This is a genomic window from Metabacillus rhizosphaerae (genome assembly GCF_037201795.1).
Classification (GTDB): Bacteria; Bacillota; Bacilli; order Bacillales; family Bacillaceae; genus Metabacillus; species Metabacillus rhizosphaerae.
In genome coordinates this window covers 5,010,721-5,023,986 of sequence record NZ_CP147403.1, presented here as the reverse complement: position 1 = coordinate 5,023,986, position 13,266 = coordinate 5,010,721, and the positions used below count along the sequence as shown (strand labels likewise).

Sequence of the window (13,266 nt, the reverse complement as noted above, 5' to 3'; positions counted from 1 at the left end):
CATTGATCATTTTTCTACTGCCCGTTAAAGTGGGATAAAGGAAACACGGTAAGCGTAGCGAACCGATGTTGACTTATCGTAGGGAGATGATCTGAAGTTTGATAGGCGATAGGCGCTGGAGCTAGACACCTAAACTAAGTACAAAATTTTATACTTTCTTACCTGATGAAAAACGATAAAAAACTAGCTTCCGAGTCTTAGGACAAGAAGCTAGTTTTTTATATGTATATGACAAAAATGTGCCGTACATAATTTTTCAGAAGATTACTTATTAGAAGAGAACGAAATAAATTATACTTTTCTCAAAAAAAATTCTATTTCTTTAGTTATGAAAGCGCTTTACAATATAGGAATATATATTACAATTAATAAAAAAGAACTATTGATAAAAAATCAGGGGGTGATTTTTATTTCAAGGGACTTACTAAAAGTAGATGTAGTAGTGGAGGAAAAAATGGGTATTATGAATTTTTTCGGTGATATAAATCGTGAAATGAAGAAGGTCAGTTGGCCAAAGAGAAAAGAATTATCTAGATATACAATTATAGTTCTATCAACTGTGATCGTAACAAGTGCTTTTTTTGCAATTATTGACTTATGTATTTCATTTTTTATTCGTTTTTTTCTAAATAACTGATTTATATACTAGGGCTAAAGCTAGAGGTGATCTAATGTTTAAAACAATCTCCAATTTTATGCGCGTGGGTGATATTAGAAGTAAAATCATATTTACCTTTTTAATGTTAGTGGTATTTCGTCTTGGTACGTTCATTCCTGTGCCAAATGTCAATGCAGATGTTCTAAAAGCACAGGATGAGCTGAATGTATTCGGAATCTTAAACACATTCGGTGGCGGTGCATTGTATAATTTTTCTATCCTAGCGATGGGGATTATGCCATATATCACTGCTTCGATCATCATTCAGCTCCTGCAGATGGATGTTGTTCCGAAGTTCACTGAATGGTCAAAACAAGGTGATGTTGGGCGTCGTAAACTCGCTCAATTTACACGATACTTTACGATCATATTAGGTTTTATCCAAGCCTTAGGTATGTCCTACGGATTTAATACCCAGTCAGGTGGGATGCTTATTGAGAATCCTGGGATTGGGACATACTTATTAATTGCTCTTGTATTAACAGCTGGTACAGCATTTTTAATGTGGTTAGGAGAACAGATCACTTCTAAAGGTGTAGGAAATGGAATTTCCATTATCATCTTTGCTGGGATCGTTGCAGGAATTCCGTCAACTATGAACCAAATCTATGCTCAACAATTTGAGGATGCTGGTGACCAACTTTTCTTAAGAATTGTTACGGTTGCTATTCTAATATTGGCAATTTTAGCTGTTGTGGTTGGAGTCATCTTTATCCAACAAGCACTTCGTAAAATACCAATTCAATATGCAAAAGGATCTAGCAACCAAAACATGCGTGGAGGAAATTTAACTCATCTCCCATTAAAAGTGAATCCTGCGGGTGTAATACCTGTCATTTTTGCAGTTTCTTTCATTATTACACCACCAACAATTGCAGCATTCTTTGGCCCTAACGATGTGACAGATTGGATTCAGAAAACCTTTGACTACACACAGCCTGTCGGTATGATAATCTACATTGCTTTAATACTTGCTTTCACATACTTCTATACATTTGTTCAAGTTAACCCTGAACAGATGGCTGAAAACTTAAAGAAACAAGGCGGTTATATCCCTGGTATTAGACCAGGAAAAAGCACGCAAGAATATATTACAAAGGTATTATATCGTTTAACTTTTGTTGGCTCTCTATTCTTAGCAGCAATATCTGTTCTTCCTGTTTTCTTTATTAAATTTGCTGATCTTCCTCAATCGGCTCAGATTGGTGGAACTAGTTTGTTGATCGTTGTTGGTGTTGCGCTTGAGACGATGAAACAGCTGGAAAGTCAGTTAGTGAAACGTCATTATAAAGGTTTTATTAAATAGCTAAAGTAATGTAAAATTCTCTTTAACTTGAATTATAGCGGGTTAAAGTTCTGGTATAACGATAAACTAGCTTTCATGTTTTTAAACTTGAGAGCTAGTTTTTTGTTTGTTTTTTTAAAAAAGATTTCTATTGGTTCCTTGGGAACTACCGAAAAATTTAAATTTTCTAAACCAAAAACATTGAAATATTTCCTCTGATCATACTGTTATAGTAACGAAAAGGAGTGCTTGTCTTAAAGCTAGAGGTGTTACTTACAATCATATCTTTCGTTACAGTCGAATACTTCGGTACTGAAATTGCTTTAAGAAGTAAAACTTTTTAGTAATAACGGAGTCTAGAAATATGAAATGATGGGATATTAAATGTTTAAAAAGTTAACACTTCTTCTATTTATCATTACAATGTCATTTATTTTAATAGCATTTATACATCAAGAATCGATAGATGAAAAACCTAAAGTAACCGTTGTTTTAAAAGATTTAAATTCAGAGTATGGGAGAATGATAGAAGCTGGATTAAAAAAGGGATTCCATGATTTTGATATAGAGGGTAAGATTGTTGCACCCACTAGCGTATCATTTTTTGAGCAAGTTGACTTGTTAGAAAGTATTCTTATGGAAAAACCCGATATATTAATAATCTCCCTAATGTTTCCGGAATATAGTATCCCTACTTTAGATAAGTTTATCGAACAAGATATTCCGGTATTATTATTAGATACAGATTTTCAATGGGATAATAAAACAACCTATATTGGTACTGATAATGTTGCTTTAGGTAGAACAGCAGGAATGTTGCTCGGATCGCAACTGCAGACTGGAAATGAAGTTGCCATAATAGGATTAGATTTATATAGTCCGGTTGCATCTAAACGCATTATGGGAGCCAAACGAAGTTTAGAGGCTATAGGTATTAAGATTATTGCAGAAAAGGTAAATGTATACTCTGAACCTATAAGTGTTAAAGCGGAGATAGAAACAATTTTAGAAAAGTATCCTAAAATTAAAGGGATAATGGCAACCAATGATGAACTGGCATTAATTGCCTTTCAGGTGATTGAAAAGCATGATCTTAAAATGCCGATCATAGGAGCAGATGGAATAAACGAAATGATTAAATTGATAGAAGAGGGAGATCTGCCCGGATCTGTAGCACAGAATCCTTATGATATGGGATATTTAAGTGTAGAAACGGCCAAGAAGGAATTAAATGGGAAAAATGTTGAAAAGCATATTGACAGTGGAATCGATATCATCATTAAAGGAAATGTGGAGCAGAGGTTAGATTTCCAGAAAAGATTGCTGAAATAAAGTAGTCTGTATTCACCTTTTTATAAAAATGAACTAAAAAAATGAATACAGTAGATTAGTAATTGACCTATCAATAGATGGGTTTATTTTTTTTGTTTCCAACATGTTTGAAATAGTATTTGAATTCAATGAATCTAAAAAAATTAAACACCCTAAAATTTTAAATGTTAAATTCCGAAAATTTCGAAATAAGTCAACTGAAAATTTTGGTAAATTAAGTACACAAAGTGAAAACGCTATCAAATCGAAGAGTGTAACAAGTGTAAAACATTTTGTACCTATATTAGTTGATCCGAAAAATTCTGTAACCCTGTAAAGATCGATTAGATAGGAACAATCATGAGGTGATGCGATGGAAGAGTAAATAATTCAAAATCATTTATATTTTCATTTATTACTATTAATCATAATGAGGTGAACAGTATGAAAAGGAATGTAAAAAGACTAGTCTCAATTTTGCTGGTATTAGTAATTGGTCTTATCACTGCTTGTAGCAATTCAAACCAATCTTCTGAAAGCGCTTCAGGAGAAGGGGGTAATGAAAAGAAATTAACGATTGCATTAACTGTTGGGACATTAGCAAATCCATTCTTTCTATCAATGAGCAAAGGAGTTGAGGATGCGGGTAAAGAAATAGGCGCTGAAGTAATTGTAGAAAGTGCTGAATATGATCTAGCAAAGCAAACCTCGCAAATTGAAAACTTTATTACTAAAAAGGTAGATATCATTCTATTAAATGCAGTTGATACAAAAGGAATTGCAGCAGCAGTTCAACAGGCAAAAGCTGAAGGAATTCCTGTAATAGCAGTTGATACGAATGCGGAAGGCGGTGTTGATGCTACAGTAACTTCAGATAACTATCAGGCTGGTAAACTTGCTGGGGAGTATGTAGTTGAGCAATTAGGTGGTAAAGGTAATATAGCGATTATTGATGGACCTCCAGTTTCTGCAGTAACAGATCGTATAAAAGGCTTTGAGGATGTCATAAAAGATTCTGAAATTAAAGTCGTGGCAAAGCAAAATGGTGAAGGAAATCGTGAAAAGGCATTAACTGTGATGGAAAGTATTTTACAAGCAAATCCTTCAGGTACAATTGATGCCGTATTTGCGATAAATGATCCAGAAGCAATTGGTGTTGAAATTGCTCAAGAGCAAGCTGGACGTAAAGATGAATTCTTCATTGTTGGTGTCGATGGTGCTCCTGAAGCAACGGAAGCGATGGCTAAGGATGGAAGTACTTTTACTGCTACTTCAGCTCAATCGCCTAGTGATATGGTGAAAAAAGCAGTTGAAATTGGAATGAAGGTAAAAAATGGAGAAGATGTTGACGAGCTTATTAAAGTTCCAGTAGAGCTTGTTACACAGGAATCATTAGATTCTTACAAAGGTTGGTAAGCCTCCTTCATACAAAAGGCTGATAGGAACCATAACCTTATCAGTCTTTTAAAACATTAAAAGAGGTGATGATAAATGATTTTAAAAGAGAAGTTAATAAAGAATGAAATAATTGCAAAAGAGCCCATTTTAAATATGGAGGGTATTAGTAAAACATTTTCTGGTGTAACGATTTTGAATAATGTAAGAATAATGCTTTATCCAGGGGAAGTACATGCATTAATGGGGGAAAACGGTGCTGGTAAATCTACTTTCATGAAAATTTTAGCAGGGATTCATATTCCTGACAATAATGGTGGCACTATTATGATGAAAGGGAAACCGATTACTTGGAAAGATCCTGTTGATGCAAGAAACAAAGGAATAAGTGTTATTCATCAAGAGCTCAATCTGTCTCCTAATTTAACAATAAGTGAGAATATATTATTGGGCTCAACTTTCCCAAAAAATAGACTAGGAATGGTCAAATGGGATGAAGTTCATGAACGAGCACAACAAGTATTAGATTCGATGGGGTCTAATCTTAACCCACGTCAATTGGTTTCGTCACTTAGTGTTGCTCAACAACAGATGGTTGAGATCGCAAGGGCGTTATCGTTTAAGGCTGAAGTGCTAATAATGGATGAGCCGACTGCTTCCTTAACGGATAAAGAAATTACGAAACTATTTGAAATCATTAGTGACTTAAAGAAGCAAGGGGTTGCCATTGTTTATATTTCTCACCGGATGGAAGAAATTTTTCAAATATCTGATCGGTTTACCGTTTTACGTGATGGAGAGTGGATAACAAGTGGGCCCATTCACGAGACTAATCCTGATGATCTCGTGAAATTAATGGTTGGAAGAGATTTAAAAGATTTATTTAATCGCTCAAAACCATCATATTCACCAGATTCTAAAGAGGTTGTACCTGCTCTAGAGTTAAGGGATATTTCCGATAACACCATTGTGAAAGATGTTTCTTTAAAAATTTATCCTGGTGAAATTGTCGGTTTAGCTGGACTTATGGGTGCAGGAAGAACAGAGTTGGTAAGAACCATTTTCGGTATTTCTGAGGTAAGGAGTGGAGAAATACTCGTCGATGGCAAAAAAGTGACAATAAAATCAACAATTGATGCCATTACGAATGGGATTGCCCATGTACCTGAGAGCAGGAAAGAACAAGGTTTATTTTTATCGATGTCAGTTAAAGAGAACATCATCATGACAAAGATGAAAAACCATTCTAAAGCAGGAGTTCTTAATTGGAAGCAGATAAATGAAAACGCAAACAACTGTATAAAGGACTTAAATATAAAAATAGCTTCTCCAGATCAGCAGGTGTCAAACTTAAGTGGTGGAAATCAACAAAAAGTAGTAATCGCTAAATGGCTACTTATATCACCGAAGGTATTACTACTTGATGAACCGACAAGAGGAGTTGATATCGGTGCTAAGACTGAGATACATAAAATTATCTCACAGCTTGCAGACGAAGGTTTAGCTGTATTAATGATATCATCTGAGCTTCCTGAAGTATTAGGGGTAAGTGATCGAATCCTTGTCATGAACGAAGGTAGATTAACTGGAGAACTATTAAAAGAAGAGGCTACCCAAGAAAAAATTATGTACTTAGCAAGTTTAGGAGGGAAAAGTAAGTGAATGGAAATACCCAAACAGTTTCTCATATTCATAGTCAAAAGATAAGTAATTTGCTTCTTTCATTATGGAATCGATTAGGTATGGTGATGATTCTATTATTACTGTGTATCGTGCTTTCATTTACAGCACCAAACTTTTTAGATACTGCTAATTTATTAAATGTATTAAAACAAGTTTCCATTATTGCTATTTTAGCTGCTGGTATGTCCATTGTTATTTTAACTGGTGGAATCGATTTATCAGTTGGTTCAACTGTTGCTCTATCTGGAGTTATTTCGGTAATGGTATCTTCTGCAGGTGTTAATCCTTTCATCGCGATGGGATCAGGTATAGCGGTGGGTTATGCTATAGGACTCATTAATGGATTTTTAACTGCCAAAGCAAAATTACCAGCTTTTATCGTAACATTAGGGAGTTTCACATATGTTCGTGGGCTTGCCTATGTCATTAGTGGTGGATATCCAATTGTTTTACAAAATGAAACATTTAAATTCATTGGTGGAGGAAGTTTTATCGGAATACCGATGCCAATTTATCTTATGATTTTGGTGTATGCTGTCATGATTGCCATTCTTAAATATACAATGTTTGGTCGCCATATTTATGCAATTGGTGGTAATGAGGAAGCTGCAAGGCTAACAGGGATCAAGGTTGATAGGTCTTTAATTAATGTTTATTCAATTAGTGGTTTACTTGCTGGTTTAGGCGGTGTTGTATTAGCTGGGAGGTTGTACTCTGGTCAACCAACTGCTGGACAAATGTATGAATTAGACGCAATTGCTGCTGTGATTTTAGGCGGTACAAGTTTAACAGGCGGAAAAGGAAAAATACAAGGAACAATTATCGGGGTTTTAATTATGGGAGTGATCAGTAACGGGCTAACTCTAATGGATGTGAACTATTATTGGCAGTTAGTTGTAAAAGGCGGAGTGATTGTAGCAGCTGTCTTAATTGATCGATTAAGAGGAAAAAGCCTAGCATGATAGTAAAAGCTTTTAAAAAAGGGGTGTGGGTAAATGAAGAAAATAATTAGTATGTTACTAATTTCTTTCATAATGATTTGTATACCATTAACTAGTTTTGCTGAAGATCCTGGTTATTATCAAGAGCCATATCGAAATCAATTTCATTTTTCTCCTGAAGCAAACTGGATGAATGATCCGAATGGGATGGTTTATTACGAAGGAGAATATCATTTGTTTTATCAGTATAACCCCTATGGAACAACATGGGGACCGATGCATTGGGGACATGCTGTAAGTGAAGATCTTGTTCATTGGGAGCATTTACCGATTGCATTATCTCCTGATGAAAAGGGGCAAATTTTTTCAGGTAGTGCTGTGATTGATTGGAATAATACAGCGGGCTTTGGGAAAGAAGCAATGGTTGCGATCTTCACTCATGCAGGGGAAAAAGGTCAAGTCCAAAGTCTTGCTTATAGCTTGGATAAAGGTAGAAATTGGGAGATGTATAAAGGTAATCCGGTCATGCCAAATCCCCCTATTCCTGATTGGCGTGATCCAAAAGTTTTTTGGCATGATGATACAAATAAGTGGGTGATGTCTTTAGCAGCAAAGGATAAAATTATGTTTTACACATCTTCAAATTTAAAAGAATGGGAGTATGCAAGTGAATTTGGTCAAGATGGTGGAATCCAAGCAAATAGTCTTGATCGAACTTCGTATGCGATATCTTCAGAAGCAGGAGGTTCATTTAGCTATGAGGGTGATATAACACTAAACGAAAAGAATGGTCGAGAGGGTGCCGGTGGTCTAGTTTTTCGTGCAGATAAAAGTGCAAATAATGGCTATGTGGCGAACTTGGATGCAAAGAATAATGTGATTACTTTAACTAAACTTGTTAACGGAAAAGAAGAGGAATTGGCGAGAAAGTCTTATGTTATAGATACGTCTTCAACTTATCATGTCAAAGTAGTAACTGAAAATGAAGAGATTCAACTATTTGTGAATGATCAAGCAGTTATGAAAGAAGTAGATCATGAATTTAATTACGGATATTTTGGTTTATCTGCATGGAATTCAACTGCTGCATTTCGTAATGTAGAGTTTGAAAATTCATCTAACTTTGAAACCAACTTATCAAAATGGACAGTAATAAATGGAATATGGGAAGATACGTTGTATGGAAAAAGTGGAACTGCTAAGGAAGATGCGTTTACCATGAGTGGACAGTCAGGGGATAACTTTTTATATGAAGCTGATGTTGATCTATCAAAGAGTGAAAATGGAGTAGGTTCACTTGTTTTCCGAGCAGATGCTAATGCAAAAAATGGTTACTTTGCAACTCTTGATTCTTTGAACAATGAATTAAACATTATGAAAATAGAAAATGGAAGCGCTTCTAAACTAGCAGAAAAAACAGTTTCACTAGAAACAGATAAGAATTATCATGTCCAAGTTAGTACTTACGATCAGAATATTAAGATTTATTTAGATGGTAAGCTTATCCATAATGTAAATGATTCAACGTTCTCGAAAGGGCAATTTGGGTTACATGTTTCAAATTCTTCTGTTCTTTTTCAAGATGTCCAATTAGGAAAAAATATCATGACTGATGAGAAAAACATCATCAACCATGATTTTGAGTCAGGTGATTTAACTGGATGGACTTCTATCCAAGGGAATGCATTTACAAAAGATCATGTGTCAGATGCTAAATCTTTCTGGGGAGGTTCATTCGATCATCAAGGAACCTATCACTTTTGGGGATTTTCTGATCTTCACAAGGGTGATGATGCAACAGGTGAACTGCGTTCTTCCTATTTTAAATTAGGCGGCTCAGGAGAGATTAATTTATTGATAGGAGGCGGTAATGATATTAATAATCGCTATGTTTCATTAGTAAGAGCTTCTGATGATCAAGAGTTAATTCGTCAAGCTAATACAAAATTTGAAGATGAAAAGTATAAAAAATATGTATGGGAAGCTTCTGAGTTTATTGGAGAAGTCTTATATATTAAAGCTGTTGACCATGCGACGGGTGGCTGGGGCCATATTAACATAGATGATATTCATGTTTATAATGAGGGACCAATGCCAAATGAAGTTGACCAAGTCGCTAAGAAACCTGCAAAAAGAGAAATGAAACAGAGTGGTATCATTTCAGATTGGACAGGTGTTTCTGGAGAGTGGATACCTTCTACAAATGGTAGTAATGGTGGAATTTGGGAATGTCCAACGTTAATAGAATTACCTATCGATGGTGACCCAACAAAAACAAAATGGGTGTTACAAGTTAGTATTAATGACGGTGCTCCAGCAGGTGGGTCTGGAATGCAATATTTTGTAGGGAGCTTTGATGGTAAAACGTTTAAAAATGACAATCCAGCGGATAAAGTATTATGGGCTGATTATGGAGCTGATTATTATGCTGCAGTTGATTGGAGTGGGATTGAAGGAGAAAATGGTGAAAAATATTGGCTTGGCTGGATGAGTAATTGGCAATATGCAAATCATACACCGACTACAACGTGGAGAAGCTCTACGACATTACCGAGAAAGATGGAGCTCACTCAAACAGAAGATGGGTTAAGTTTAAAACAAACTCCAGTCTCTTTAAATAGTATTCGTGATAGAAAAGAGAAAGTTTCATTTGCGAATAAAGTGATAACAAGTGATCGTAATCTTTTATCAAACCTGTCAGAAGATACATTTGAAATGATCGCTGAATTTGATATAAAGGATACAGATGCAACTGAATTCGGGTTCAAGGTTCGTAAAGGAGCTAAGGAATATACAACAATTGGTTATGATGTTAGCACCAAGCAGCTTTTCGTTGACAGAACAAATTCCGGAAGCTTTGATTATGGAAGCAATGTAGTAGGCAAGCATGAGGGGCCACTAACAGACTCTAATGGCACTGTAAAAATGCATATATTTGTAGACCGATCCGCTGTTGAGGTATTCGGAAATAATGGTGCAACAGTGATTACAGATCAAATCTTCCCAGATCCATTAAGTAAAGAGTTGGAGCTTTATAGTAAGGATGGAAAGGTTACATTAAAATCTCTTGAAATATATCCTTTAAAGACTATATGGAAGAAAAATAGTCCGTTTAAATCAAAATTGTCAGGCTGGACGACGATTAATGGCAATTGGACAGATACAATGAATGGAAAGCAGGGACAAAGTGATGGTGATGCTTTCATCTTAGCTAAGGAGTCTGGTAAAGACTTTACGTATGAAGCGGATATTAAGGTACTTGATACTGATTCACATCCAAATGACCCTGAAAAAGATACAATTGGAAACTTAGTTGGTGCAGGTGCTTTGGTTTTTCGCTCAGATTCAACCGCGAAAAACTCGTATGTTCTAAATCTTGATGTAAGAAATAATTCCGTGAAACTCCTTAAGTTTGTTAATGGTATTGGATCTGAGCTTGTAGTTTATAATGATGACGGAAAGCTAAATTTAATGACAAATAAAGAGTATCATCTAAAAGTTGTTACGGAAGATAGTCACATTAAAGCTTATTTAGACAACAAGCTCATTATTAATAAGAAAGACAATACGTTTAATGAAGGGTATTTTGGATTAAATGTTTGGAGTTCAACAGTTGTATTTAATAAAGTGAAGGTAAAATGAAGAAAGGGATTAAGGAATCGGATAGATAAAGCTTAATTTTAAAAAGATTTTATATCATTTCATGGTAGTTTTCTATTTATCCAGGGAGCGGCTACTATAGTCGCTCTTTTTAAATGATCCTTTTATATATTTCCTTTCTTTTCGCGTATTTGATTAAATGAATAATACACTGGTTAGATTAATTGATCCAAAACCATATGGTATGATGAAAAAGTCTATAATAGATTAAATAGAATTACAATTGCCAGGATTATCTTTAAAGAAGTTTTTTGCTTTTTATTTTAACAGTTAAGAAAATATAAAATTGTGTACTTAGTTTTGGTGTCTAGCTCCAGCGCCTAGCCCCTCGAGGTCATAAGCTAATTTAGAATTGAAGGCAAAGGACGCCTTCTATTCTAAATCATCTTATGCTTGTCGGGGCTGATCAAGGCGCTTGCGCTTTTCATATATTTTCTGGGAGGCTATATGCTTTTTTCATTACGGAATCGACTATTTATTATTTTTACTTTATTATTAACGATCCCTTTTCTTATTCTATCCATTATCATTCCAAGTTGGTTTACTTCAATTATGGAGGAACAAACGAAGAATTCAACAGTGGAAATGATGGACCAGTATTCTATCTATATTGATTCAATTACTTCACAAGCAGAGGACCTAGGGAAACAGGTTCTAGTTAATCAAACAACTCAACAATGGATGAAGTCTGAAACAGAGAATTCCAATGTAACAAGTGATCAGCGACTATTAATGAAAAATCAGGTGCAGAGACAGTTATCTTCCATGATGATTAACAATTCCAAATCCATGTCCATATCTGTTTTTCTTAATGATGGTACCGGGGTATGGGGGGATCTTTCAACATTACAGAATACAGAGTGGTTCAAAAATTTTATTGAAAATGACCAGCGGTGGGTAAAAACCCACAATGACGTTATTGCAGAAAATGTAAATAGTTATCTTATTCCGCTATTTGATTTGTATACGCTTGATTTAACAGGAGTAATTAAAGTTAATATTCCATCTGCATTGCTTGAAACAGCATTGAGTAAAATCAAACTTGGTGAAAATGGTCGTGTTTATTTAGTAGATAGTAAAGGAGCAAATGTATTATCCGGAAAGATCATGACTCCTAATTATGTATTGAATAAAAGTTTAAAAGAAATATCAAAGAGTCAACAAAATAATGGTCTAATCGAAACCGATCATAAAGGTGAAGAATACCTTGTATTTTTTCAAAAATTAAAAATTGGTAATTGGGTTCTGGTTAGTGAGATTACAAAGTCTGAATTGTTCTTAAAAATTAATACATTACAAAAGAACTTGTTGATAACAAGTGCTCTAATTTTTATTTTAACGATAATTGCATCTTATATTCTTTCCTCTACTATAGTAAGACCTTTAGGAAAGCTTACAAAAGCAATGAAATTTATTGAACATGGAGATTTTTCTGGAGCAAAAGGTTTTATGCAGGCAATTAAATCTTATAACGATGAAGTAGGCTATGCTATAAAAGTATTTGATCATACAATCGACAAACTAAATTTCTTAATTCAAACAGAATACGAAGCGAATATTCGTAGAAAAGATGCGGAATACAAAGCTTTATTATTACAAATTAATCCTCATTTTTTTAACAATACTCTTGAAATTATTGGGGGATTAGCGGCCCAGGGTAAAAACAAAGAGGTTATGAATGTAAGCATTCATTTAGGCCGAATGATGAGGTATTCCTTAAATACTCAAAGTGATGTCGTGAGATTAGGTGAGGAAATCGCTTATATACGAGATTTTACTGATATATTAAAGCTTCGATATGAAGATGCGATTACTGTAGAAATTGAAGAAGATCTAGAAACAAAATTTGTGCCAATTATTAAATTTATTATACAGCCTCTTGTTGAAAACGCAGTAAAATATAGTTTTATAAATAAACAGTTTGCCCAACTAAAAATAAAAACGGAAAACTGTGGAGATGAAATATTAATTATCGTTGAAGATCATGGAATAGGGATGACTGAAGAGGTCGTTACAGACTTACTGGATACAGAATTAAATAATGAATCAAGCAATGTGTTAAAAAGCAAAGGTAGCAGTATTGGTCTTAAAAATGTATTAGGCCGTTTGAAGTTATACTATGGTGAAAACTTCTCTTATAACATTCAATCTGAAAAGGATAAGGGTACAAAAATTACTCTGTGTATAAAAAGAAACTCCCATCAATAAGGTGGATTTCTCTTCTGCATATGGTTAGAAAGACTATCAGGCTTTATTCGGGAAGGTATATTTTATCACTTTCCATAAACCACTTAAGTTTAAAATGGATATTTCAACAAGCGATCAAGTTATTG

8 protein-coding genes and 1 pseudogene are annotated in these 13,266 nt (G+C 34.6%); all 9 read left to right on the top strand.

The window, feature by feature from the left end:
* Positions 1 to 454 precede the first annotated feature (454 nt).
* The 9 genes and pseudogenes from secE to WCV66_RS24015 all read left to right on the top strand — a co-directional run bounded on the left by secE (position 455) and on the right by WCV66_RS24015 (position 13,141).
* Positions 455 to 637: a preprotein translocase subunit SecE gene (gene secE, locus WCV66_RS24050; protein WP_338787143.1), complete on the top strand. Its 183-nt coding sequence runs from the start codon at positions 455 to 457 to the stop codon at positions 635 to 637.
* A gap of 34 nt (positions 638 to 671) precedes the next feature.
* Entirely contained in the window at positions 672 to 1,964 is a 1,293-nt protein-coding gene (gene secY, locus WCV66_RS24045) for a preprotein translocase subunit SecY (RefSeq protein WP_338787142.1), read from the top strand.
* A gap of 363 nt (positions 1,965 to 2,327) precedes the next feature.
* Entirely contained in the window at positions 2,328 to 3,275 is a 948-nt protein-coding gene (locus WCV66_RS24040) for a sugar ABC transporter substrate-binding protein (protein WP_338787141.1), read from the top strand.
* A gap of 423 nt (positions 3,276 to 3,698) precedes the next feature.
* On the top strand, positions 3,699 to 4,670 hold the full coding sequence (locus WCV66_RS24035) for an ABC transporter substrate-binding protein (RefSeq protein WP_338787140.1): 972 nt from the start codon (positions 3,699 to 3,701) through the stop codon (positions 4,668 to 4,670).
* A 75-nt stretch (positions 4,671 to 4,745) separates the two neighbouring features.
* Entirely contained in the window at positions 4,746 to 6,311 is a 1,566-nt protein-coding gene (locus WCV66_RS24030; RefSeq protein WP_338787139.1) for a sugar ABC transporter ATP-binding protein, read from the top strand.
* A gap of 80 nt (positions 6,312 to 6,391) precedes the next feature.
* Positions 6,392 to 7,294: an ABC transporter permease subunit gene (locus tag WCV66_RS24025; RefSeq protein WP_338789541.1), complete on the top strand. Its 903-nt coding sequence runs from the start codon at positions 6,392 to 6,394 to the stop codon at positions 7,292 to 7,294.
* A 51-nt stretch (positions 7,295 to 7,345) separates the two neighbouring features.
* Positions 7,346 to 7,963: pseudogene (locus WCV66_RS26925) on the top strand (glycoside hydrolase family 32 protein); the annotation flags it as partial.
* Entirely contained in the window at positions 7,964 to 10,915 is a 2,952-nt protein-coding gene (locus WCV66_RS24020; RefSeq protein WP_413789694.1) for a GH32 C-terminal domain-containing protein, read from the top strand.
* Positions 10,916 to 11,380: 465 nt separating this feature from the next.
* Positions 11,381 to 13,141, top strand: a complete 1,761-nt coding sequence (locus tag WCV66_RS24015; protein ID WP_338787137.1) for a sensor histidine kinase — start codon at positions 11,381 to 11,383, stop codon at positions 13,139 to 13,141.
* Positions 13,142 to 13,266 lie beyond the last annotated feature (125 nt).